Origin of the sequence: Pantoea sp. JV6 (genome assembly GCF_025910055.1) — a bacterium.
Lineage (GTDB): Bacteria > Pseudomonadota > Gammaproteobacteria > Enterobacterales > Enterobacteriaceae > Pantoea > Pantoea agglomerans.
Genome location: NZ_JAPCIM010000012.1, coordinates 687,561 through 710,225 on the forward strand (window position 1 = coordinate 687,561; position 22,665 = coordinate 710,225).

Here is a 22,665-nt window from a genome sequence, read left to right on the forward strand (position 1 = left end):
TCGGAGTAATGCCATAGCATTCATGATGCCGGTCTGTAGACTGTCGGCAGCAGACCGGAAGATCTTTAAGGAAAGTTGGCCAGTTAAATGAATTTAATTAATATAACGATGAGAATGTTGCCGGGGGTGATTATTGCAATGTCGCTCAGCGCCTGTCAGCAACCTGTGACAAAGCAACGGGATAGCGTGGCAAACCTCTGTCAGCCGTCGAAAGATCCTGACAGCCAATCCTGTCACTGGACTAATCAAATGCAGCCAGTACTGAACCGGCAGTTCAGCGATGCGGCGCGTTACGCCGGTCAGCAATGTCTGGTACGGATGGAGTGGCAACCACACAGCAGACATTATGCGGTGACCCAGACGCAGGGTGATGAAGCGCTCTGCCTGCGCGCCTGGCAACTGGTCGCGCAGACCCGCGATCTGCCGCCGCCGCCGGCGCCTGGACAACCGGCGTGGTTCGGCTTTGCGCCGCGCGGTTAGCTGGCCAGACCTTCCTGACGCCACTGGCGCGGACTGATGCCAAACCAGCGACGAAACGCGCGTGAAAACGCGCTGACTTCCGAGTAGCCCAGCAGCAGCGCCATCTCAGAGATGGGCAGCTGCTTCTGCTGCAGATAGTATGTCGCCATTTCGCAGCGCACCTGATCGACCAGCGCGGTAAAGCTGCTGCCCTCTTCGCGCAGCCGCCGCTGCAGTGACCAGCTCGACAGTCCGAGCTTATCCGCCACCTCTTCCAGCACCGGCTCACCCTGCATCAGCGATAAATTAACCTGCGAACGCGCCTGTTCAATCATGCTCTGCTGTGACGTCCCACGGTTAAGCCGTCGGATCGCATCCTGCATCACCATTAACAGGATCGGATCGCTCTCCGGCATGGCGCGCAGCAGATCGCGCCTGGGGATCACCAGTGAATTAAACGGCTGATCGAACCAGACCGGCGCATCAAACACTTTGCAGTGATCGTGCCACTGGCCGGGACGCGGATGTTCAAAGTGGACTTCGCGCGGTGCCCAGTGTCTGCCCGCCACGTGGCGGATCAGATTCATAAACATCCCCAGCGTCAGCTCCGCATCCTGACGGCGCGACAGGATCGCGCCATGTCGCACCTGATAGTCCAGCCGCCAGCACTCTCCCTTATCCACAAGCCGGGTTAAGGTGTCGTGCTGATGCCAGGGAAACGCGTTGACCACATTATGCAGCGCCTGTTCCAGCGTGGCGGAGCACAAACCGATGTAGCCGATCAGGCCTAATGACTGCGGTTTAAACTGCCTGCCGTAGTGCAAACCGAAGTTATCAAAACCGGAGTGACGCGCCGCCTCTTCCAGCACCCGACAGTAGTTAACCAGCCCCAGGCTGAGCGTCGGACTGGCCAGGCGCTCCGGATCGATGCCGCTGATGCCGAAGATGCGATCAACATCGCCGCCCTGGGTATGAATAAAGTCGCCTAAGCCAGTCGCCGCGGCTGCCAGCACGCCGTGATTGCCTGCCCCCGCCGCTGCCGAGCAGGCCGCAAACGCATCGGGCTTTATCAGTGTCGGATTCATGGTCGCCTCAGTCAGAATTCAGGTGGATCACCCGTCACTTCTATCCGAGCAATTTCCATACCAGGTCCCTGATGCCCGACGCGCCGCCTGCGGGCATTCCGGGCGGCGTGCGGGCTACGCGCAGGGCACTGCGGCGGCGCAGCGACGCCCGCCGCTGGTGCATCAGACGCCGACCGGCAGCTGCTCACCTTCCAGATAGCGGCGGCAGAGGCGGACCGAGTGGCTGGCCCACGCCGATCCCAGGCTGCGCGCCATTTCGGTTTCGGCATGTGATCCCACCCACGCGGTGAGCTGGATACGACGCTGGATCAACAGCGCGGGCAGCATGGCCATCTCCGCATCGCTGATATGCGCCACCTGCTCATAGCCGCGGATCCAGTGATCGATCCACTCTGGCGCGCGCGGATGATGCTCAACAAAACTGATCGCCGCCGCCAGATCGTGCAGATACCAGCCGAGCCCGCAGTCATCGAAATCGATCACCCGCGTTTCGCCCTTGTGCAGCAGCAGATTGGTCAGCCGCAGATCGGCGTGGATCAGGCCATAGCGATCCGATCCTTTACCGAACTGCGTCATCGCCGCGCCGACCTGGCTTATCGCCTGCTCTACCACGCCGTGATCGGCAGGATTCAGATTCGGCGCATCCTGCCAGCGTCCCCAGTGACTCTCTGCGCTGGTCATGGTGTGGTGATCCCAGATGATGCGCTGGAAACCCGCAGGCGGCTGCCACTGTTTACTGTGCTGATGCAGCCGCGCGGTGATCTGGCCGAGCTGCTGAAAAGCGCGGGGATCGACGTCGGTGGTCGGCATCTCTCCGTCGATCCAGTGAAACAGCACCACGTAGCGTTCACCGCCCTCCGGCAGCCGCAGCGTCAGCACGGTTTCGCCCTCTTTGTCCGGCACCGCTTCCGGCACCATAATGCCGGTTTCGCGCAGCGCATTGAGCCACAACAGTTCGCTGACGATGTCGGCTTTTTGATGATAATCGCCGCGATGCAGTCGCAGCGCATAACGCCGGCCTGCCGCCTGCAGCAGAAACGTGGCGTTCTCTGAGCGGCACAGCAGGCTGAGCTGGCCCTGCAGCGCGGCGGGATAACAGGCCAGCGCCTGCTGCGCCATCAGGGTGAGTTGGGAATCAGTCAGGTTGTCATATTGTTTAGCGCTCATCAGTCCGGCTCCTTGTCACTTGCGTTATCTCAGCATGCGTTGCCAGAAGGTGAGCTGCTTGACTCCGGAAGAGACAAAGTTGACCGCAGCGTGCAGCTGGCCCGGTTGTTGCCTGTGAGTTGACCGTGGAGGACAGAAGTCACTGCGCCCGCGTCAAGTCGTGGCGAGTAATGCAACGGCATTATCCCCTTACTGTAGCGTAATGGCGGTGTAACGCCGCATGAGACCAACAACGACGGGGATAACAGTATGACAAACAGACTCAAGCCCACTCTGGGCACCCTGCATCTGTGGGGGATTGCGGTTGGCCTGGTCATTTCAGGCGAATATTTTGGCTGGAGTTACGGCTGGGCCGTGGCGGGCACGCTGGGATTTCTGGTCACCACCGCATTGATCGCCACACTCTATACCTGCTTTATTTTTAGCTTCACCGAACTGACCACCGCGATCCCCCATGCAGGCGGGCCATTTGCCTATAGTCGCCGCGCCTTTGGCGAAACCGGCGGACTGATTGCCGGTCTGGCGACGCTGATTGAGTTTGTCTTTGCGCCACCGGCGATTGCCATGGCGATTGGGGCTTATCTCAACGTGCAGTATCCCGAACTGAACCCGAAGATTGCGGCGGTCGGGGCTTACCTGGTGTTTATGACGCTGAATATTCTCGGCGTAAAACTGGCGGCGATGTTTGAACTGGTTGTGACGGTGCTGGCGGTGATTGAACTGCTGGTGTTTATGGGTGTGGTTTCACCCGGCTTCAGCCTGGCGAACTTCGCCGCGCACGGCTGGGCAGGCAGTGACAGCTTCGGACTGCCCGCCTTCTCCGGCATTTTCGCCGCCATTCCTTTTGCCATCTGGTTTTTCCTTGCCATTGAAGGCGCGGCGATGGCGGCCGAAGAGGCGAAAGATCCGACCCGGACCATTCCCCGCGCCTACATCAGCGGGATTCTGACGCTGGTGGTGCTGGCGATAGGTGTGATGCTGATGGCGGGCGGCGCGGGCGACTGGCGCAAACTTGCCGATATTAACGATCCGCTGCCGCAGGCGATGAAAATGATTGTCGGCGAACACTCTAACTGGATGCATATGCTGGTGTGGATTGGACTGTTTGGCCTGATTGCCAGCTTCCACGGCATCATCCTCGGCTATTCACGGCAGTTTTTTGCCCTGGCACGCGCGGGCTATCTGCCGCCTTCTCTGGCCAAACTGTCGCGTTTCCAGACCCCGCATCGGGCGATTATTCTCGGCGGCGTGCTGGGTATCGCGGCAATTTACAGCGATGGTGTGATTAATCTGCAGGGGATGACGCTGACGGCGGCGATGATCACCATGGCGGTATTTGGCGCGATTGTGATGTACATCATGAGTATGCTAAGTCTGTTTAAATTGCGCCGCAGCGCGCCGGAGATGGTCCGCAGTTTCCGCGCGCCGGGCTATCCGATTGTTCCGGGCATCGCCCTGCTGCTGTCGGTGGTTTGTCTGCTGGCGATGCTGTGGTTTAATCCGGTGATTGGCGCGCTGTTTTTCGCCATCATGCTGGCAGGCTATCTTTACTTCCTAGCCACCAAAGCGCAGCGCGATCGGGCGCCGCAGGACAGTATGCTGGTCGGCGAATAAAAGCGGCGCGGGTGAGTGCCGTGGGTTAACGATTCAGCGCCGGGTATCGCTGGCGCTGAATCGTCAGCGGATGCTCAGGTGACTCAGCCGTTAAGCGGCCAGAGCCACGCCGCACCGCGTACGCCGCTGGAGTCGCCATGCTGCGCCTTCAGCACCGGCGTTTCACACTCCCCGCCAAATACCCACTTCTTCATCAGCACCGGCACGGTCTGATAGAGACGATCCACATTGCTCATCCCACCGCCCAGTACAATCACATCGGGATCGATCAGGTTTACCACCTGCGCCAGCGATTTTGCCAGCCGCAGCTCATAGCGGCTCATCGCCAGTTCGGCGATCGGATCCTGCTGCGCCAGCAGCGAGACGATCTCCGCACCTTTGCGATGCACGCCGCTCAGCCGCTGATAGTCGATACCAAAACCGGTGCCTGAAACAAAGGTCTCAATGCAGCCCTGCTGCCCGCAATAACAGGGCACTTCCTGACGGTAGCGCAGCTCATCCTCATCCATCCACGGCAGCGGATTGTGGCCCCACTCACCGGCATTGCCGTTGCCCCCGATACGCGACTCACCGTTGATCGCCACACCGGCGCCCGATCCGGTGCCGATGATCACGGCAAACACCAGCGACTGTCCGGCACCGGTACCGTCGATCGCTTCCGACACCGCCAGGCAGTTGGCATCGTTGGCGATACGCACTTCCCGGTTCAGCGCCTGCGCCAGATCTTTATCCAGCGGCTGACCGTTGAGCCAGGTGGAGTTGGCATTTTTTACCCGCTTACTGTAGGGCGAAAGCGTGCCGGGAATACCGAGGCCGACCGTGCCGGTTGCGCCGGTTTTCTGCTCCGCCAGCGTGACCAGATCGACAATCGCCTGCACCGTTGCCTGATAGTCATCACGCGGGGTATTCACCCGGTGGCGGAACAGCTCCTCTCCCTTATCCGACAATGCGATCACTTCTGTCTTGGTGCCACCCAGATCTATGCCTATGCGCAAGATTACGTCCTCGTTATTCGTTCAGGTGAGAGATACAGTAAAAGGCGTCTGCCGGAAAGGCAATGAAACCACTCCGATGTTTCGCTATCATGCGCGCTGACTCTCGCAGACTTGTGCGCCCGATCGCGCCACGGTAAGGAATCCCGATGTTGTGGTTTAAAAATATGATGGTTTATCGTCTGAATCGTGACATTCCGCTGTCCGCAGATGAGATGGAAAAGCAGCTCGACGCCTTCACGTTTTCACCGTGTGGCAGTCAGGATATGAGCAAGACCGGCTGGGTCTCGCCGATGGGCAACCGCAGCGATGCGCTGACCCATGAAAACAAAGGCCAGATTGTGATTTGCGCCCGCAAAGAAGAGAAAATCCTGCCTTCGCCGGTGGTGAAACAGGCGCTGGAAGCGAAAATCGACAAGCTGGAATCTGAGCAGAGCCGCAAGCTCAAAAAGACCGAAAAAGATTCGCTGAAAGATGAAGTGCTGCACAGCCTGCTGCCGCGCGCCTTCAGCCGTTTCAGCCAGACCTACCTGTGGATCGACACGGTCAACAACCTGATTATGGTTGACTGTGCCAGCGCAAAAAAAGCGGAAGATACCCTGGCGCTACTGCGCAAAAGCCTGGGCTCACTGCCGGTGGTGCCGCTGACGCTGGAAAGCCCGATTGAACTGACCCTGACAGAATGGGTACGTTCAGGCGAGCTGCCTGCCGGATTCGCCCTGATGGATGAAGCGGAGCTGAAAGCGCTGCTGGAAGATGGCGGCGTTATCCGCTGCAAGAAACAGGATCTGGTGTGCGATGAGATCGCTAACCACATCGAAGCGGGCAAGCTGGTGACCAAACTGGCGCTCGACTGGCAGGAGCGCATTCAGTTCGTGCTGGCCGATGATGGTTCAGTGAAGCGTCTGAAGTTCAGCGACACGCTGCGCGACCAGAACGACGATATTGACCGCGAAGATTTTGCACAGCGCTTTGATGCGGACTTTATTCTGATGACCAGCGAACTGGCCGCACTGACCAGCAATCTGGTAGAAGCGTTGGGCGGCGAAGCCCAGCGTTAATCAGTCACCGGCAGAATCATCCTGACAGACGATATTCGCCAAAAAAATGGCCGCTAAGCGTTAATGTCAGTCAGTTAAGATTAGATTTGTAAAGGCTGTCACGGTCAGACGTGGCAGTTTTTTTTCCGGGCGAGCGGGCCGCAGTGCGGGCCAGCGCACCTCTGCTGCTGCCGGGCCGTCCTCGCGCCGCTGACGCGGTTCCTTCGGCTTTGACGTCGTGCCGACGAACCGTTCGGGGATCGGCCCTCCCTGGCCGGCCCCGAACTGTCCACGCTTCCCGGCGTGGACTTCTGGCCCACCGTCACGCCTCAGCGCTGTGGATAGCCCTTTCAGCAGCAGAGGCGCTCAGGCTTCCACTCTCGTGCACTTTTTAACAATACACACTGAAGTTTCAGAGCAGGCTGGTGCCGGGCAGGAGCAGGCAATCCGCAGCGCTGAACAGAATGAGTCTGCCAGGAGAGCCCGCAGGACGCGGGCGAAAGGCGGGGCGGCACAGGATGTGCCATCCCCGGCGGTCCGTCAGGCAGAGGAATGAAGTGAAGGGACCGCGCAGCGGCGCGAGGACCGCCAGCCCCTGCCCGGCACCAGACTGCGTTATCACCTGTCGCTTAACTGACCAGCATTACCGCTAAGCGGCCATGTTTTTAATCTTTCAGGTAACGGCAGAGATAGGAACTTGGCTCGCCAACCTGCAGATGAAATTCGCTGTGACCCGGCACGTTGAACACCGAACCCGCTTCAAACCATTTCCACTCGGTTTCACCTGGCAGTAATACCTTAAGCGAGCCGCTGACCACGGTCATCTCCTCCGGCTGGCCGGTACCGAATGTGTATTCGCCTTCAGCCATTACGCCCACGCTGGCACGTCCGGTGCTCGCACTGTCAAAACCGATAGACTTAACTTTTCCGTCAAAATACTCACTTACGTTGAGCATAATAGTTCTCCAGAGCACATGTTGTGTGTCTGGCAGTGTAGAAGGGAACCCGCTGATCTGTCACGCGAAATGATGGCCGTTTGTGATCTCTTTCCTCAGGGAAGCAACTCCGCCGCCAGGCGCGCCACCAGCTGATTAGAGAGCAGAACCGGTACGCCCAGCCGCTGCTGTAACCCTATCCGATGCTGCTGGTGATAACCCATACAGTCGAGCACCACCAGCGCTGCGCCCTGCGCTTTCAGACTGTTTGCAGCATCGGCGAAGGTTGCCTGATCGCCCTGATAGGGACTGGCGACCGCAAAGCAGGGCTGCGCGGGCAGTTGCTGCCACTTACCTGCCTGCTCAACAATCTGCTCCTCAACCGGCACGACAATGCCGACCCGCTGCTGCTGCACCATGGCGCAGATGAGCGGTGGAATCAGGCGATCCGGCTCCAGCAGTAGCGCACGCTGGGTACGGAGCCTGCTGAATTCACCGGTGCAGAGCAGCAGAATGGTCGCATAGCCCGCCTGCTCCAGCGCACTGATTTTGCGCTGCAATCCCTGCTCCACTTTCGAGGCCGCCAGCCGCACCTGTTCGCCACTCTGCAGCCGCGACACCAGAACCCGGTCGCCCGCTGCTGGCGCGAAGCGTGCGGCAATCTCTGCCGCGCTGAGTCCATCCAGTAAACCGGCGTGATCGGTCAGCGCATCCGGCAGATGCTGCCGCAGCAGCGGCAGAATATCGCTGCGCGGAGACTGGCCGATAGTCAGCGTTACCAGTGGTTTCGTCATCTTAGTGATTCCGGTGACGCAGATGCGCCAGGCTGCCATAGAGTGAAATCAGCCGCGCATACTCTTCCGCGTCGTAGAAGTGACAGGTTCCACGACCAAACTCCTTGGCCACCTCAATGGCAAACTTCGCCGCTGCCGCAATGTCCACTTCATGGCTGGCGCCGGTTCCGCAGCCCGGCACCACCGACTCGGCAGTGATCGCCACCCCCACCACCGGCACATCCGTGGCGGTAGAAGGTTGCAGAATGCTGTTGAGGTGATAAACCCCATTGCCGTAAGGCGTAATATCCTGAGTGGTGATGGGGAAGGTCACCGCCGGACGGCCGCTGGTCATCTCCATGATGCGCAGCAGATCCTCCGAAACCCGCAGGATGTAGCCCTCTTTCACCGTCGGCGACAGGGCAAAGCCTTTGTGGTTGATAATGCGGTTACCTTTGGTGGTGTCGATTGACAGAATCGCATCCACACCCGCCACCACTTCATTATCATTCATGGTGACATCGTCAATCGGCGAGTCCATGAAATCGACCGGCAGATGCGGCCGCGTTGGCGCATCCGGGCAGATATGGGTGGTAATGATGACGTCGCCATCGAGCCTGTCGCCTTTGCTCTGCATCTGCGCCAGTTTAAGCGCGCTGGCAACGGCCGCGATCGCGCCATCCGCATCTGACACCATGCCGATACGACCAGGACGAGCGCCGATGCCACCAAGGCGACCAATAATCCCCAGCGTCGGTGCACTGCCGCCGCCTGATTTGCCCTGCGTCCCCGGAATATCAATGCGCACAAAATCGGTGCGGCCTTTGGGACCGGAGACACGGGTAAAGCGGGCATCAACATCAGGATACGCCGCGAAGAGATCCACCACCTGCTGTCCGTCAATGTGGGCGCTATCCAGTAACTCAAAAACCGCCAGGGTCTGCTGCAAACTCATGCTTTATCCTTTTATTTCTTGCTGCTGCTGGCAAACAGCGAATGAAAGAAGCTGTAGAGGGCATCACCGGCAATAAAGCCTGCCGCCATCACCTCCATAGGCGACCGGCCCCGCTCGCCCCAGATCCGGATGATTACGATGCGTAAGGCGATCCCTACCACCACTGCCCAGCCCGCCATGGCGTTATTAATTAATAAACCGGTGGCGAGCAGCACGCCCAGCTGGCGTTTCGGCCCGCCGATCAACTGGATAATGGCCCCTGGAATCGCCCACATCAGCAGATTACCGGCGATACCTGGCTCAGCACCCGCCTGAATGGTTTTGGCATACACCCGCGCTACAGGCGGCAGCAGGTTGTCAGCAAAGAAAAAGGTATGGGCGTACCAGACCAGCGGAATCGACACAACAAAGGCGATCATAGCTGCGATGAGCTGAATACGACGTCCCCAGAGCTCCTGCTGCAGATCGGCACCGTTGCCGCGCAGGATAAAGCCTGCCTTCAGGTCATAACCCATATCGGCGAACGCCGGACCAGTGGCGGCGGTAAAGCCGCACAGCAGGCAGAGCGCCAGCGGTGGGAAGCCGATCAGAATGCCGATAATCAGCGTAATCAGCGCCACGGCAAAGGCCGGGAACCAGCCGGAGTGCATAGCGGCAATGCCGACAATCAGTTCATGGGCGAAAGCAGCAAACGCGGCATAAAGAACAAACAGCAGCAGCATCGCGATGCCCATCTCACTCCACAGGCCGCCCGCCAGCGCCAGCAGCGCCGAAATCACGATGTAACCCACGCTGCCGAAACCCAGCGCCCGCTGCACCTCATTGCCATTACGGCTCACCACCAGCGCATCATTTTTGCGGCTGCGAATCACCATCACGACCTGAATCAGCGCCACCAGACCGGCACCGACCATCACGCCATGCGGAATATAAAGCGCATTAATATCAATACCGGCCACCGGCTGCGCATAGGCACGCAGCAGAAAACCGATGCCGAGCATCGACAGCGCCCAGATATTGCCGATAAACGCGGTGCCAAAGGCGGACATCGGGATCTTCAGCATGGCACCGACGACGCCACCCACAATGCCCAGCACCAGCAGCCACGCCTGGCGTCCGCCTTTATCTCCCGCTTTGATCGCTTCTGCTGCTGCAACGCCCGGTGGCCAGGCATTACTGGCCGGAAAGACGCGGGTATCAAACAGCCGATAGAGCAGCCAGGCATCCAGCAGCATCGCGGCGCTGACGCCACAGAACAGCGGCAGGACCAGTTGCGGTTCACCCAGCGCCCAGGGCACGGCAATCGGCATCAACAGACTGTTCGCCGCCCCAAAGGTGGCTGAAGAGATAGCGGTCTGCGCCAGGTTCTGGATTTCAATCGAACGATAACGGCGGAATGCCTGCAGCGGAATACGCGCCAGCAGCATGGCAAACAGCGCGCCGATAATAGAGGTGTTAGGCGTTACGCCAATGGTGGTAATCAGCTGAATGCCAATAATGGCACCCGCAATGGAGAGAAGAATTAAAACCAGTGCCACGCCAACGTGTTTAATCGGATTTACCCGTTCCATACGTCCCCGCCAGTCCTTGTCCAGAAGAAATGAAATAACGTCTACCCGCCCGCTGGCCGGTTTACGCCGGTTATCAGTTTCACTGCTCTGATGCGCACAGAGATTGCAACAGCCACTGCAGATGGTCGTCCCTCCGCATGCTGAACCGATACAGGAGGCAATGAGAGACGGACACAGGCAACCGGAGTGCTGCGTAAAGCGTGGCGATCAGATTGAAAGAAAAAGGCCCGAAGGCCTTTGTTTTCCCTGGTGTGGCGAAAGTACTACGCCGATAAAAACGGTGTGAAGTTACGCGCCATATTTTTCGGTCATCTCTGTGGCCGTTGCGCGTAATGCTTCAAGGAGCTCTGACGGGAAACCCGGTTCAGACTCCATAGACGGAAACGACAGGCAGAGTGCCACCGTTTCGCCATGATGTTTGTTATGAACAATAACTGACAGCGAGCTGATGCCTGGCAGCGACTCATTTCGGGCCAGTGACCAGCCCTGCTGGCGGATCTCAGCCAGTCTGGCACAGAGTGCCTCAGGACTTTGCGGCGAGTTCGCTGATGCGACCTGCCATTGATCATGGAAGCGCGCCAGCACCTCTTCATCACTTAACTGCGCTAACAGCGCCCGGCCGGTTGAGGTCGCGGCAGCCGGCATCCGACTGCCCGGTGGCGTGACCATCTGCGTAAAGTGACGCCCATGAAACATACGCATCACTAATACTTCCCGCCCGTCGAGCTTCGACACGTAACCCATGCAGCCGGTCTTCGCAGCCAGCCTGACCATCGCCGCTGAAACGCTGTCAACCAGCGGTGCCGAAAGATAATGTCCGGCGGCAGCCAGCAATACGCGACCAATGTGATAACCGCGCGTATCCGCATTCCGCTCCAGCAGCCCCTGACTTTCCATGGTGGCCAGCAGACGCGAAACGGTGCTTTTTGGCAGGTTTAACGCCTCAACCACCTCACTGAATGAGAGACCAACATGCCCCTGCGTCACACCTTTGTGCTGAAACAATCGAAGTACGGCGGCAGCATTTTCAAGTGTGGTCATGTTACGTGTTCCACTATATGGAACTAAGTTCCTCTGTTGGTTTGATGAAAATAAAACGTGGCGCTGAATCGGTCAAGCGACAATTTGATTCACACAGAGATCGGCAGCAGAGAAAATAAGGGGATAAAAATGATTAGCGGGGCTTTATCTGGTGAGACAAGGAGAGTGCAGAACAGAAGCATACGCAGAGAGCATTCGACAGTAAATCTGCGTCAATTTCGCTTCTTAAATAACCCGATCGACTGCAGGTGGGAGTAAAAAGAGGCGTGGTTCAGGCACAGCGTCAGGCGGGTCAGTAATAAGCAGTTATCCGGTGTAACAGGCTGGCGTCCCTGCCAGCAGTAAAGCTTTACTCTTTTTCAACGTCTTCGTAGCGCGCTTTGGCGTCACGCGCTTCTTCTTCCGTTTCGTGCTCACTGATTAATGAATTCGGTTTGGGATGATCAGCACGCAATTCGTAAGAGGTTACTTTATTACCTTCAGTGCCCTTTTCAACTGGCACAACTTTCGCTTCACGTGGATACGGTGGTCTGGTCGGCATACTGTGTCCCTCTTGTCTGAATAACATTCCACAGGACAGGCCGCTGCCTGTCATAGGATAAGTATAGACAATGCCGTCTGAAGCGGGATCAAAGCGGGAAAAATCTGAGGGTTAGCTGGCGCGCGCCAGGGAGAGTGACAGCAGAATTTCCTCTACCACGCACTCAGGCGATTGCATCGCATTCACCTGATGATGGGCCGCAGCCTGATAGAGATGCGCACGTTCACGCAGCACATCACTCATCTCATCAGCAATCGGACGGCCGGTTAAGGTCGGACGCTGGGCCGCTTCAGGTTCGCTTTCCAGCCGCTCTGCCAGCACCTCGGGTGACGCGCTAAGCCAGATCACCTGGCCCTGCTCCTGCATAAAACGGCAGTTCTCTTCAGCCAGAATCATGCCGCCGCCGGTGGCAATGACGGTTCTGGGTGCCGTCACCGCTTTAAGCGATTCCGTTTCACGGGCGCGGAAACCTTCCCAGCCTTCCTCTGCCACAATCTCCGTCACACTGCGCTGCGTGCTGAGTTGCAGATGGTGGTCGGTATCCGTAAAGGCGTAGCCCAGCGCCTGCGACAGCGCCTCGCCGACCGTGGTTTTGCCGCAACCGCGAGCGCCAATCAAAAAGATGGGTAGTGACATCAGGGCCGTTCCTCCGCCTGACCGCGCGATGCGGCTGCATGGTGAGCTTATTAATGCGACGCATAATAACTGGAAATTATTATGGCCTCTACCTGTCAGGCACGATTTACGCATTTTCGTCCCCTGAACAGCGACAATCTTTGTGTTTTCAAGGGGAAATGCATGCACGTTTTGTGCATCAGGGCCGTAACAGAGCGATAAAAACTCCGCAAAAGAGCGGCTAAAATGCGTCGGCAATATTTGCTTACTGCCCCGATTTTACTTTTCACGCTGGCGCCCACATATACTGGTAACAATCGCCACAGGAGAGTCATCATGCAACGCGAAGAACAACAACTGATCGAAGGGCTGTTCAGCCGTCTGAAACAGGCTGAAAGCCAGACCGTGGCACGCGATGCCGCTGCCGAACAACTGATTAACCAGCATCTGCAGGCGCAGCCGGGCGCGCCTTACTACATGGCACAGGCGATCCTGATTCAGGAAGCGGCGCTGAAAAAACTCAATGAGAAAGTATCGGCGCTGGAAAGCCAGCTGGCCCAGCAACAGCAGCAGCAACCTGCACAGAGCAGCGGCGGCTTTCTGTCCGGGCTGTTTGGCAGCGGTTCGCGTCAGCAGCCGCCTGTGCAGCAGCAACAGCAATCGTCACCGTGGAACAGTGCGGCACAGCAACCGGCTCAGCCGCAATATGCGCCTGCACAAGCGCCTGCACCACGCGGCACCGGTTTCCTCGGCGGCGCACTGCAGACAGCTGTGGGTGTGGCGGGCGGTGTGGTGATGGCCGATATGCTGACCAGCATGTTCCACCATTCACAGCCGGAAGAGATTGTGAACATCATCAATGAGCCACCCCTGCCCGATGTGAATGACAATCTCAACACCTTCAACGGTGGCGATGACAATGCCGATACCTTTAACGGCGGTAACGACAACGCCTTCCTCGACCAGAATACAGGCTGGGACAGTAATTATGCCGACAACAGCGATCTCAATGATTTTGGCGGCAACGATTACGACGACGACAGCTTCGTTTAACTTCAGCGTTTCTGCTGGGTGAGCCAGCTATCAAGCTCATTTGCAAACTGCTGGCGGTCACGCGGACTCATCGCCGCGGGGCCGCCGGTCTGCACCCCACTTGACCGCAGGGTATCCATAAAATCCCGCATCGTCAGGCGTTCACGTATCGTCGCCGGTGAGTAACGCTCGCCGCGCGGATTCAGCGCCGCCGCACCCTTCTCAATGACCTCTGCTGCCAGCGGGATATCGGCGGTGATCACCAGATCGCCTGGCTGACAACGTCTGACGATCTCATTGTCCGCCACATCAAATCCGGCAGGCACCTGCAGGGTGCGCAGATACGGTGAGGGCGGTACACGCAGAAACTGGTTCGCCACAAAAGTGATGGTAGTTGCGGTGCGGTCGGCTGCGCGGTAGAGCACCTCTTTGATTACATTCGGACAGGCATCGGCATCGACCCAGATAAACATCATCATTCCTTACAGTCAGAGAAGAGTAAGATCTTGCCGGGTTCCCCCTAAATGGCAAATTTTATTTGCGGCGTGCTTTCCAGCCTGCGCCCGGCTGACTTGTTATTCAGGCTGGCTGAAGTAAGCTAGCTCACTGAGAAAAACGAATAATGTCCTAAGGAGATGGCGATGCTGGCAAAGAAAATCGGGTTTATCGGCGGGGGAAATATGGCGAAAGCCATTATCGGCGGACTGGTCAACAGCGGCAAAATCGCCCCGTCTGATATCTTCGTTTACGATCGCAAAGCAGAGACCAACCAGGCGATGGCAGAGCAGTATGGCATCAACGCAGCGGAGAGCGCTGAAGCGCTGGCGCGTGAAGTGGACATCCTGTTCGGCGCGGTCAAACCCAATGTCATTCTGAAAGTCTTAAAAGAGCTGACAGGCAGCCTGAAAAAAGAGGCGCTGGTGGTGTCGATTGCGGCTGGGGTGACGCTCGATTCGCTCTCATCGGTGCTGGGTTACGATCGTAAAATTGTCCGTGCGATGCCGAATACTCCCTCGCTGGTCAGCGAAGGCATGACCTCGGTCACGCCCAACGTGCTGGTTGAGCAGGCGGAAATCGACGAGGTGATAGCGATTTTTGAGAGCTTCGGCAAAGCGGCCGTGGTGGATGAATATCTGATTCACTCCGTGGTCGGCGTCAGCGGTTCTGCGCCGGCCTACGTGTTTATGTTTATCGAAGCGATGGCCGATGCGGCCGTACTGGGCGGCATGCCACGCGCTCAGGCCTATCAGTTTGCTGCACAGGCGGTGAAAGGGGCGGCGCAGATGGTGCTGACCACCGGAAAACATCCGGCTGAACTCAAAGATATGGTCTGCTCTCCGGGCGGCACCACCATCGAAGCGGTGAAAGTGCTGGAAGAGAAAGGCATGCGCTCGGCGGTGATGGAAGCGATGCTGCAGTGCATGGCGAAGTCAGAGAAACTGAGCCGCAGCTAACCGCTCAACAAAGGATGTGCAAGGCGGCCCCGCACGCTGGCCCTCCTTGCCTCCAGCTTAACAGATATTAACGGATCTGTTCCTGACAGAGCGCCACCGCGTCGGCAAACGTCATCGGCTGCTGCATCCGCTCCACCAGCTCAGCGGTCAGCGTATACATGCCGCATGAGCAGATTGCCGCCAGCCTCCCCTGCTGGCCATAAAACGCCATAAACTTTTTATCCTCCAGCGAGCCGAGCAGCTGGAATGAATCCCATTCTTTGGCATGGCCCAGATACTCATAACGGGTGCCATACTGCGTAGTCCAGAAGAACGGCACACGATCAAACGCGACGGCCTGGTCCAGCATATTCCATGCGGCGGTTTGTCCCTGCTGATGCGCGACGCGATAGTGCTCAATGCGCAGCGGCCCCTGTGCCGACGGATACGTGGCGATATCTCCCGCCACCCAGATATTGTCAGCGACCCGCAACTGCTCATCCGCCTGCAGGCTGCCATCCTCTGCCAGCGGGAGATCGTGGATAAAGTCGGTAGCCGGTTTAACCCCGGTGGCAAACAGCACCACCGTCGCGTCCAGCAACCGTCCGCCCTTGAGCTGCACGCCACTCACCCGCTGGTCCCCCTGTAAGGCTTCGATCTCGCCCTGCACCCACTTCACGCCGTTCTGCTCATGCAGCTGATAGAAATAGCGGCCAATCTGATCGCCAAACTGTTTAGCAAAGGGCAACGCCTGTCGGGCGATTACCATCACGTCAATGTCACGATTACGCAGCGCCGACGCCAGTTCGGTGCCGATAAAACTGTTGCCGATAATCACGATTTTATGGCTGGCATCCACCGCCTGAAGCAGCTCATCGGTCTGCGCTTTGCTGCGCAGCAGATGGACCCCATCAAGATCGCTGCCCGGCAAATCGGGGCGGACTGGCGTCGCGCCGCTGGCGATCAGCAGTTTGTCGAAGGCGAGCGTCTCGCCATCCTCAAAGATCAGCCGTTGCTGCTGAGCATCCAGGCGACTCACCGTAGCCTGAAGTCGTTCAACGTGATCCATCACATCCGCTTTCAGCAGCTGCGGCACCTCGCTGATATCCATTTTGCCCGACGGCACAAATTTGGTCAGCGCGGTGCGGTCGTAAGGCGCATCCGCTTCCCGCTCAACCAGAATCACGCGGCCTTTGAAGCCTTCATGGCGCAGACGCCACAGCGCCGCGCTGCCCGCTGCCCCACCACCGAGCACCACATAGACCGGTGCGGCTGCACCACTGCCAATCGGCGCCGCGGGCGACATCGCTTTCGGATTCACCAGCACCCGGCCCTCTTCAATGCGCAGCGGATACTGTTTGAGATCGGCTAACGCCAGCGGTTCACACATTTTTCCACTGGCCAGATTAAACGCGGCTTTGTGCCACGGACAGACCAGCCGATCGCCGCAAATCGCGCCCTGCTCCAGCGGCGCGCCTGCGTGCGGGCATTTCGCCTGATAAGCACGTACATTGTCGCCTTCGCGGATCAGCAACACTTCCACCTCGCCGAGCGTTTTTTTAACCGGCTGGCGCTGGGGCAGATCGTTCAGGTCGACGGTAAATTGATAGTTCACGACATGGCTCCTTTAACGGTTCTTGTCTTGTGCTGCGCGGCAAAACAGAGTGCTGCGCAAATCCCCACAAACAGTAAGTGTGGCAAAAGAACCGGGAAGCCTGGCGATGAATGCTTATCAGAAGGTTAACGTGCTGTTATAAAGGGGAATTTAATCAGTATTGCGCGGGAAGGAGAAGCGGCCACCTGCGTGGCCGTGGGGATAATCAGCTTTTTTTCAGGCACTGGCTCATAAAGGTTTTACGCGCATCGCCCGCCAGTTTTTTATCACCAGCTTCGCCGTTACAGCTTTTCATTTTCATCTGCTGCGGTGACATCTGCGACAGCTTGCTGTCCTTTTTCAGGCATTCACTCATAAAGGTTTTGCGCGCATCCCCTTTAAGATCCTGTGATTTAGCATGCTGGTTACACATCGTCATCTTCTCCTGCTGCGGGGTCTTTTCAGCCGCACCGGCCAGTCCACTGACCAGCAGGCCCGCCATCATCATCGCCATTAAACCGACTTTCATCTTGTTATCTCCACAGTGGATTGTCCTTTGTTATTCTGGCAGCGAATAAGCAAAGCGGAAAATGTTTCAGGTCAAAGTGATGTGAAGATCCCATTCCAGTCTGGCACTGGGATCGTTACTGACGAGGATGGCGGAGTAACTTTTCGATGTAATTGCGCAGCAGTTGCGCATTTTCATCTCCGGCATCGGCCACATTGTCTATTGCGGTTTCAATACTGGTGGTTATAGCCAGATGTTGTTGCGGCTCCAGCTTGCGAACCAGTGCGGTAACAACAATCTCCAGCGCTTCGATTTGCGCCATCTGCTCTTTGGCTGTCGCCTCTTTTTCAGCCAGCTTTACCAGCAATTCAGCAATCAGGTTTTTCATGCTGTTATCTCAGCGGTGGAGAAAAGCTGAAATTATCACCACGCTGGCTAAAAAAACAGAGGGTAACCGCTACTTTTTTCAGTGAGTTAGCCCGCATTCCTCACCGTCTGCTCAGACGATTCCGGCTAACCTTGCGAGCGAAACGTTTTCCCTGCAATCAACGCTATGGTTAAACGCTTCGCCCGCCCGAAATCGGTCTTTCGCTTAGCGAGGATCGACAAATCCGCGGCCTGGTCCGCCGCCGTGTCCGCCCCAGCCACCACCGCCGCCTGGAGGCGGGAAAATACATCCGCTTAATGCAGTAACCAATGCCACAACGGCAGCCAGCTTAAAGATTCGTACCATATCTACCTCAGGGTGATGAAATCGGGCTGAGTGTATGGAGCCACCTGCATGGCGACAAGTGAGATTCTTCCGCATACGGCGACTATTCATCTTTGCTGACCAGACTTAACGATTTACCACCATTAAGGCAGCACAATCTCAACATCCCGGCTGGATTACAGTGCAAATTATTTGTGCAAATCGGGAGGGTGAACACTTTACAGGCGGCGTAATTTTGCGCATTGTGAGCGCATTACATTTACAGGATATAAACATGACTCTCTCTCAGGCTGCTTTTAGTGACATCCTCTCCCGGCGCGACTGGGAAAATCCGGTCGTGACCTCGCTGCATCGGCTGGATGCGCACCCGCCATTCGCCAGCTGGCGAGATGAAGCAGCCGCGCGGGATGACAGCCCCTCGGCGTCACTGCAGAGCCTCAACGGAGAGTGGGGTTTCCGTTATTTTACGCAGCCTGAAGCGGTCCCGGCCAGCTGGTTACTGCAGGATCTGCCGGACACTACGACCCTTCAGGTTCCGGCCAACTGGCAGATGCACGGCTTCGATGCCCCCATTTATACCAACGTGCAGTATCCGATTCCGGTCAATCCTCCGCTGGTACCCACAGAGAATCCAACCGGATGTTACTCGCTCACATTCAGCACTGACGCAACCTGGCTGGATAATGGGCAGACACGCATCATTTTTGACGGCGTAAACTCGGCCTTTCACCTGTGGTGCAACGGACACTGGATTGGCTACTCTCAGGACAGTCGTCTGCCCGCTGAATTCGACCTGACGCCTTATCTGCGGCCGGGCAAAAACCGGCTGGCAGTAATGGTGCTGCGCTGGAGCGACGGCAGTTATCTGGAAGATCAGGATATGTGGCGAATGAGCGGTATTTTCCGTGACGTCACGTTATTGCATAAACCGCAGGTGCATCTGGCCGATGTTCAGCTGGAAACCCGGCTCAGCCCGGAGTTTTACCGTGCCGAATTGTGTGCCCGGGTCCGTGTTGCTCTGCCAGCTGACGTCAGCTCGCGCTATCAGCTGCGCCTGACGCTGTGGCAGGGTGACCAGCAGATTGCTCAATGTCAGCAGCCGCTGGGCAGTGCCATTATTGACGAGCGGGGTCACTATCCCGAACGCGCCCTGCTCAGCCTGCCGGTGGAACAGCCTGCGCTGTGGAGTGCCGAAACACCCCACCTCTATCGCGCCACGCTGGCGCTGCTGGATGAGAATCAGCAGCTGATCGAGGTGGAAGCCTATGATGTCGGCTTCCGTCAGGTCACCATCGACAACGGACTGCTCTGTCTGAACGGCAAGCCGCTGCTGATCCGCGGCACCAACCGTCATGAACATCATCCGGAGCGCGGTCAGGTGGTGGATGAGGCGACGATGCGCCGCGACATTGAGCTGATGAAGCAGCACAATTTTAATGCGGTGCGCTGTTCACACTATCCTAATCATCCGCTCTGGTACCGGTTGTGCGATCAGTATGGGCTTTATGTGGTGGATGAGGCCAATATCGAAACCCACGGCATGCAGCCGATGAACCGGCTCTCCGATGATCCCCGCTGGTTTGCCGCCTATAGCGAACGCGTGACGCGCATGGTGCAGCGCGATCGTAATCACTGCAGCATTATTATCTGGTCGCTGGGCAATGAGTCAGGACATGGTGCCACACACGATGCGCTCTACCGCTGGGTAAAAAGCAGCGATCCAACCCGTCCGGTTCAGTATGAAGGCGGCGGTGCGGATACCGCTGCTACCGATATCATCTGCCCGATGTATGCCAGGGTTGATGAAGATCAGCCCTTCCCGGCGGTGCCGAAATGGTCGCTGAAAAAGTGGATCGGTCTGCCGGGTGAGACGCGTCCGCTGATCCTGTGTGAGTACGCGCATGCCATGGGCAACAGCTTTGGCGGTTTTGCTAAGTACTGGCAGGCCTTCCGCCAGTTTCCGCGTCTGCAGGGCGGCTTCGTCTGGGACTGGGTTGATCAGAGCCTGACCCGCTATGACGATCAGGGCGAACCCTGGCAGGCCTACGGCGGCGATTTTGGCGATAAACCCAACGATCGTCAGTTCTGTATGAACGGGCTGGTATTTGCCGATCGCACGCCGCATCCGGCGCTTTATGAGGCGCAGTGCGCCCAGCAGTTCTGGCAGTTTGACGTCGATCCCGGCGATCCGCTGAGCTTTACGGTCAGCAGCGACTATCTGTTCCGCCACAGTGACAACGAAGTGCTGCGCTGGCGCATCGAACAGGCGGGTCGTGTGGTGACGGAAGGAGAAGTGCCGCTGGATATCGCTCCACAGGGCCAGCAGCGGATCACGCTGCCGTCACCGCCAGCATTACAGGGCGAATGCTGGCTGAACGTCGCGGTTCATCAGATTCAACCGACCCAATGGAGCGCCGCTGGCTGGCGTGTCGCCTGGCACCAATGGGCGCTGCCCTCGTCGCTGGCGCTGCCATCAAAACCGGAAAGTGGCGACGCACCGGGCCTGCACGATGATACCCGTGAGATTGTCATCACCCATCAGCAGCAACGCTGGCATTTTTCACGCCACAGCGGCGAACTGACGCAGTGGTTTGTGGATGAACAGCCAACGCTGCTTTCACCGCTTCAGGACTGCTTTATTCGCGCGCCGCTCGACAATGACATCGGCACCAGCGAAGCGGAACGGGTTGATCCCAATGCCTGGGTCGAGCGCTGGAAAGCAGCGGGTTATGACCAGATGAGCAGCCAGCTGGTGTCGATGACGGCGAATACGTTGCCACAGGCGGTGCAGATTGAGACGCTGCACAGCTGGCTCGCCCATGGCCAGATCGCCTTTATCAGCCGTAAACGTTATCTGATCAATGCGCAGGGTGAATTGCAGTTGCAGCTTTCCGTTGAGCAGTCGCGCGGATTGCCCCCGCCCGCCCGCATCGGATTACGCTGTGAGCTGACGCAGATACCACAACAGGTGAGCTGGCTCGGGCTGGGTCCGCATGAAAACTATCCCGATCGCCAGCTGGCCGCGCAGTTTTCCCGCTGGGAGCTGCCGCTGGATCAGCTCTCAACGCCTTATGTTTTCCCGGGTGAGAACGGTCTGCGCTGCGGCACCCGTCAGCTCGACAGCGGCAGCTGGCAGGTCAGCGGCGATTTCGCTTTCTCACTGAGCCGTTTCAGCCTGGAGCAGTTGCGGGAGGCATCACACCGCCACCATCTGCGTCCGGAAGCGGGCTGCTGGCTGCATCTGGATGCCTGCCACATGGGTGTCGGCGGCGATGACTCCTGGAGCCCCAGCGTCAGTCCTGAGTTTTTACTGACTCAGCAGCGCTGGCAGGCTGAACTGATGATTTGTCAGCCGACGCGGGCAGCGCTGTCTTCGGACGCCGGTAAAAGCGCTTCAGAAACAGCACGTTAATCAGCACGACCACGGCGGTGGCAAAAAAGACCCAGCGGAAACCGGCCACCGCCGACACCGCGGCGCCCAGCAGCGGACCCGCGACATTGCCGAGATACATAAAGGACTGGTTGTAGCCGAAGATCCGGCCGGTGATGTTGTCACGCGAGTGACGCACCAGCAGCGTCTGCACCGCGGGCATCATCGCGCCATCGGCAAAGCCCAGCAGAAAACGTAATACCCCCAGCTGTGTCGTGCTGGTGACAAACGACATGGCGATAAACAGCAGCAGCGAGATGACCATCGTTGCCAGCAGGATACGCTGCGTGCCGATGCGATCGCCGAGTCGTCCCAGACGAGGCGCGGCCAGCAGTGCAGAGACGCCAGGCAGCGCGGCAATGACCCCGCTAAGAAAAGCGATATTCTCAGCGGTGGGTGCCAGTTCCCGCACAAAGAGCGTCAGGATCGGGTTCACCGATCCGTTGCACATCTGGATCACCATGGTGGTGAAAAAGAGGCAGAGCATCAGTTTTGGATTATCCAGCGAGCGGAAAACCTCGCGTCCGCTGAGCTTCTCCTTTTTACTCACCGGGGTGTAACCGGTCTCCTTGATCAGGAACAGCGTCACCAGAAAGCTGACCATCAGCAGCGCTGCGGTGACAATAAACACCGTACGCAAACCGACCCAGTCTGCCAGCAGCCCGCCCAGCATCGGCCCCAGAATCACCCCGCCAATCTGACCGGTTGAGACACAGCTCAGCGCCCAGCCGCTGCGTTCACGCGGCACCTGAGCGGCCACCAGCGCCATGGCGTTGGGAATATATCCGGAGGTCAGCCCCATCAGGGCACGCAGCAGCAGCAACTGCCAGGCTTCGGTGACAAAAGCCTGTAGCAGAATTACCACGCCCATGCCAAAAGCGGCGCGCAGCAGCATCAGCTTACGGCCTTTGCGATCGGCAAGACTGCCCCACAGCGGGGCTACGACCGCCGAAACCACAAAGGTGATACTGAAGGTAAGACCCGACCAGAGGCTCAGTGATTCGCCACCGGTTACGCCAAGCTGCTCAAGGTAGAGCGGCAGAAACGGGATGATCTGGCTGATGGCCAGGCCGGTAAAAAAGCAGCCAAACCAGACCGAGAGCAGGTTTATCTTCCAGGGTTCTATAGTGCGTGGCATGAGCAGATATTTTAAAGAGAGGGAATGCTC

21 protein-coding genes are annotated in these 22,665 nt (G+C 57.9%); 6 read left to right on the forward strand and 15 right to left on the reverse strand.

Features of this window, described 5'->3' with window-relative positions; translation table 11 throughout:
* Positions 1–249: 249 nt before the first annotated feature.
* On the forward strand, positions 250–480 hold the full coding sequence (locus OK412_RS13595; RefSeq protein WP_264353250.1) for a cell envelope integrity TolA C-terminal domain-containing protein: 231 nt from the start codon (positions 250–252) through the stop codon (positions 478–480).
* On the opposite strand, the gene OK412_RS13600 is transcribed toward OK412_RS13595, so the two are convergent.
* Positions 477–1,544, reverse strand: a complete 1,068-nt coding sequence (locus OK412_RS13600) for an AraC family transcriptional regulator (RefSeq protein ID WP_111533478.1) — start codon at positions 1,542–1,544, stop codon at positions 477–479. The two genes, OK412_RS13595 and OK412_RS13600, sit on opposite strands and share 4 nt — an antisense overlap.
* A gap of 162 nt (positions 1,545–1,706) precedes the next feature.
* On the reverse strand, positions 1,707–2,711 hold the full coding sequence (locus OK412_RS13605; RefSeq protein WP_010671182.1) for a phosphotransferase enzyme family protein: 1,005 nt from the start codon (positions 2,709–2,711) through the stop codon (positions 1,707–1,709).
* Between the two features lie 249 nt (positions 2,712–2,960).
* On the opposite strand from OK412_RS13605, the gene eat reads away from it, so the two are divergent.
* Entirely contained in the window at positions 2,961–4,325 is a 1,365-nt protein-coding gene (gene eat, locus OK412_RS13610; RefSeq protein ID WP_264353251.1) for an ethanolamine permease, read from the forward strand.
* 83 nt (positions 4,326–4,408) lie between these two features.
* On the opposite strand, the gene mak is transcribed toward eat, so the two are convergent.
* Positions 4,409–5,320, reverse strand: a complete 912-nt coding sequence (gene mak / locus OK412_RS13615) for a fructokinase (RefSeq protein ID WP_223564122.1) — start codon at positions 5,318–5,320, stop codon at positions 4,409–4,411.
* A gap of 146 nt (positions 5,321–5,466) precedes the next feature.
* Here mak and rdgC point away from each other — a divergent pair, with 146 nt between their 5' ends.
* Complete coding sequence (gene rdgC, locus OK412_RS13620) at positions 5,467–6,378, forward strand: recombination-associated protein RdgC (protein WP_022625153.1); 912 nt, start codon at positions 5,467–5,469, stop codon at positions 6,376–6,378.
* Between the two features lie 644 nt (positions 6,379–7,022).
* Here rdgC and ppnP read toward each other — a convergent pair.
* The 7 genes from ppnP to aroL form a co-directional block, all read right to left on the reverse strand.
* The gene (ppnP, locus tag OK412_RS13625) at positions 7,023–7,313 is read right to left on the reverse strand and encodes a pyrimidine/purine nucleoside phosphorylase (protein WP_009091800.1); all 291 of its coding nucleotides are present in this window, start codon (positions 7,311–7,313) and stop codon (positions 7,023–7,025) included.
* A 95-nt stretch (positions 7,314–7,408) separates the two neighbouring features.
* A complete protein-coding gene (locus OK412_RS13630) occupies positions 7,409–8,086 on the reverse strand; it encodes an AroM family protein (RefSeq protein ID WP_010671178.1) in 678 nt (225 codons plus the stop codon).
* Between the two features lies 1 nt (position 8,087).
* Positions 8,088–9,020, reverse strand: coding sequence for a DUF1177 domain-containing protein (locus OK412_RS13635; protein ID WP_010671177.1), 933 nt, complete (start codon positions 9,018–9,020; stop codon positions 8,088–8,090).
* 11 nt (positions 9,021–9,031) lie between these two features.
* Positions 9,032–10,591 (reverse strand): OPT/YSL family transporter, encoded by a 1,560-nt coding sequence (locus tag OK412_RS13640; protein WP_010671176.1) that lies wholly within the window; start codon positions 10,589–10,591, stop codon positions 9,032–9,034.
* Positions 10,592–10,879: 288 nt separating this feature from the next.
* Positions 10,880–11,632 carry an IclR family transcriptional regulator gene (locus OK412_RS13645; RefSeq protein ID WP_010255274.1) on the reverse strand — a complete coding sequence of 251 codons (753 nt, stop codon included), beginning with the start codon at positions 11,630–11,632 and terminating at the stop codon, positions 10,880–10,882.
* Positions 11,633–11,981: 349 nt separating this feature from the next.
* Entirely contained in the window at positions 11,982–12,173 is a 192-nt protein-coding gene (locus OK412_RS13650) for a YaiA family protein (RefSeq protein WP_010255272.1), read from the reverse strand.
* A gap of 111 nt (positions 12,174–12,284) precedes the next feature.
* Positions 12,285–12,809: a shikimate kinase AroL gene (gene aroL / locus OK412_RS13655; protein WP_033779680.1), complete on the reverse strand. Its 525-nt coding sequence runs from the start codon at positions 12,807–12,809 to the stop codon at positions 12,285–12,287.
* 315 nt (positions 12,810–13,124) lie between these two features.
* Here aroL and OK412_RS13660 point away from each other — a divergent pair, with 315 nt between their 5' ends.
* Positions 13,125–13,841, forward strand: coding sequence for a DUF2076 domain-containing protein (locus OK412_RS13660; RefSeq protein WP_033766611.1), 717 nt, complete (start codon positions 13,125–13,127; stop codon positions 13,839–13,841).
* Positions 13,842–13,843: 2 nt separating this feature from the next.
* Here OK412_RS13660 and OK412_RS13665 read toward each other — a convergent pair whose 3' ends face one another.
* Positions 13,844–14,293: a YaiI/YqxD family protein gene (locus OK412_RS13665; RefSeq protein ID WP_010255266.1), complete on the reverse strand. Its 450-nt coding sequence runs from the start codon at positions 14,291–14,293 to the stop codon at positions 13,844–13,846.
* A gap of 168 nt (positions 14,294–14,461) precedes the next feature.
* Here OK412_RS13665 and proC point away from each other — a divergent pair, with 168 nt between their 5' ends.
* The gene (proC, locus tag OK412_RS13670) at positions 14,462–15,274 is read left to right on the forward strand and encodes a pyrroline-5-carboxylate reductase (RefSeq protein ID WP_010255263.1); all 813 of its coding nucleotides are present in this window, start codon (positions 14,462–14,464) and stop codon (positions 15,272–15,274) included.
* Between the two features lie 67 nt (positions 15,275–15,341).
* Here proC and OK412_RS13675 read toward each other — a convergent pair whose 3' ends face one another.
* The 3 genes from OK412_RS13675 to iraP all read right to left on the reverse strand — a co-directional run bounded on the left by OK412_RS13675 (position 15,342) and on the right by iraP (position 17,743).
* The gene (locus tag OK412_RS13675) at positions 15,342–16,868 is read right to left on the reverse strand and encodes an FAD-dependent oxidoreductase (RefSeq protein ID WP_264353252.1); all 1,527 of its coding nucleotides are present in this window, start codon (positions 16,866–16,868) and stop codon (positions 15,342–15,344) included.
* A gap of 205 nt (positions 16,869–17,073) precedes the next feature.
* Entirely contained in the window at positions 17,074–17,376 is a 303-nt protein-coding gene (locus OK412_RS13680) for a PsiF family protein (protein ID WP_010255256.1), read from the reverse strand.
* Positions 17,377–17,491: 115 nt separating this feature from the next.
* The gene (gene iraP, locus OK412_RS13685; RefSeq protein ID WP_010255252.1) at positions 17,492–17,743 is read right to left on the reverse strand and encodes an anti-adapter protein IraP; all 252 of its coding nucleotides are present in this window, start codon (positions 17,741–17,743) and stop codon (positions 17,492–17,494) included.
* A 598-nt stretch (positions 17,744–18,341) separates the two neighbouring features.
* On the opposite strand from iraP, the gene OK412_RS13690 reads away from it, so the two are divergent.
* On the forward strand, positions 18,342–21,479 hold the full coding sequence (locus OK412_RS13690) for a beta-galactosidase (protein WP_264353253.1): 3,138 nt from the start codon (positions 18,342–18,344) through the stop codon (positions 21,477–21,479).
* On the opposite strand, the gene OK412_RS13695 is transcribed toward OK412_RS13690, so the two are convergent.
* Complete coding sequence (locus OK412_RS13695) at positions 21,361–22,635, reverse strand: multidrug efflux MFS transporter (protein WP_319633955.1); 1,275 nt, start codon at positions 22,633–22,635, stop codon at positions 21,361–21,363. The genes OK412_RS13690 and OK412_RS13695 overlap by 119 nt on opposite strands.
* Positions 22,636–22,665: the final 30 nt, after the last annotated feature.

What these genes read in the sequence shown, in the direction of transcription:
- OK412_RS13640 (WP_010671176.1), bottom strand. Translation starts at nt 10,591, where the DNA reads ATGGAACGGGTAAATCCGATTAAACACGTTGGCGTGGCACTGGTTTTA.
- OK412_RS13595 (WP_264353250.1), top strand. Translation starts at nt 250, where the DNA reads ATGCAGCCAGTACTGAACCGGCAGTTCAGCGATGCGGCGCGTTACGCC.
- OK412_RS13605 (WP_010671182.1), bottom strand. Translation starts at nt 2,711, where the DNA reads ATGAGCGCTAAACAATATGACAACCTGACTGATTCCCAACTCACCCTG.
- iraP (WP_010255252.1), bottom strand. Translation starts at nt 17,743, where the DNA reads ATGAAAAACCTGATTGCTGAATTGCTGGTAAAGCTGGCTGAAAAAGAG.
- OK412_RS13645 (WP_010255274.1), bottom strand. Translation starts at nt 11,632, where the DNA reads ATGACCACACTTGAAAATGCTGCCGCCGTACTTCGATTGTTTCAGCAC.
- OK412_RS13660 (WP_033766611.1), top strand. Translation starts at nt 13,125, where the DNA reads ATGCAACGCGAAGAACAACAACTGATCGAAGGGCTGTTCAGCCGTCTG.
- proC (WP_010255263.1), top strand. Translation starts at nt 14,462, where the DNA reads ATGCTGGCAAAGAAAATCGGGTTTATCGGCGGGGGAAATATGGCGAAA.
- OK412_RS13680 (WP_010255256.1), bottom strand. Translation starts at nt 17,376, where the DNA reads ATGAAAGTCGGTTTAATGGCGATGATGATGGCGGGCCTGCTGGTCAGT.
- OK412_RS13630 (WP_010671178.1), bottom strand. Translation starts at nt 8,086, where the DNA reads ATGACGAAACCACTGGTAACGCTGACTATCGGCCAGTCTCCGCGCAGC.
- OK412_RS13600 (WP_111533478.1), bottom strand. Translation starts at nt 1,544, where the DNA reads ATGAATCCGACACTGATAAAGCCCGATGCGTTTGCGGCCTGCTCGGCA.
- ppnP (WP_009091800.1), bottom strand. Translation starts at nt 7,313, where the DNA reads ATGCTCAACGTAAGTGAGTATTTTGACGGAAAAGTTAAGTCTATCGGT.
- rdgC (WP_022625153.1), top strand. Translation starts at nt 5,467, where the DNA reads ATGTTGTGGTTTAAAAATATGATGGTTTATCGTCTGAATCGTGACATT.
- OK412_RS13635 (WP_010671177.1), bottom strand. Translation starts at nt 9,020, where the DNA reads ATGAGTTTGCAGCAGACCCTGGCGGTTTTTGAGTTACTGGATAGCGCC.
- aroL (WP_033779680.1), bottom strand. Translation starts at nt 12,809, where the DNA reads ATGTCACTACCCATCTTTTTGATTGGCGCTCGCGGTTGCGGCAAAACC.
- OK412_RS13695 (WP_319633955.1), bottom strand. Translation starts at nt 22,635, where the DNA reads ATGCCACGCACTATAGAACCCTGGAAGATAAACCTGCTCTCGGTCTGG.
- OK412_RS13690 (WP_264353253.1), top strand. Translation starts at nt 18,342, where the DNA reads ATGACTCTCTCTCAGGCTGCTTTTAGTGACATCCTCTCCCGGCGCGAC.
- OK412_RS13650 (WP_010255272.1), bottom strand. Translation starts at nt 12,173, where the DNA reads ATGCCGACCAGACCACCGTATCCACGTGAAGCGAAAGTTGTGCCAGTT.
- OK412_RS13665 (WP_010255266.1), bottom strand. Translation starts at nt 14,293, where the DNA reads ATGTTTATCTGGGTCGATGCCGATGCCTGTCCGAATGTAATCAAAGAG.
- eat (WP_264353251.1), top strand. Translation starts at nt 2,961, where the DNA reads ATGACAAACAGACTCAAGCCCACTCTGGGCACCCTGCATCTGTGGGGG.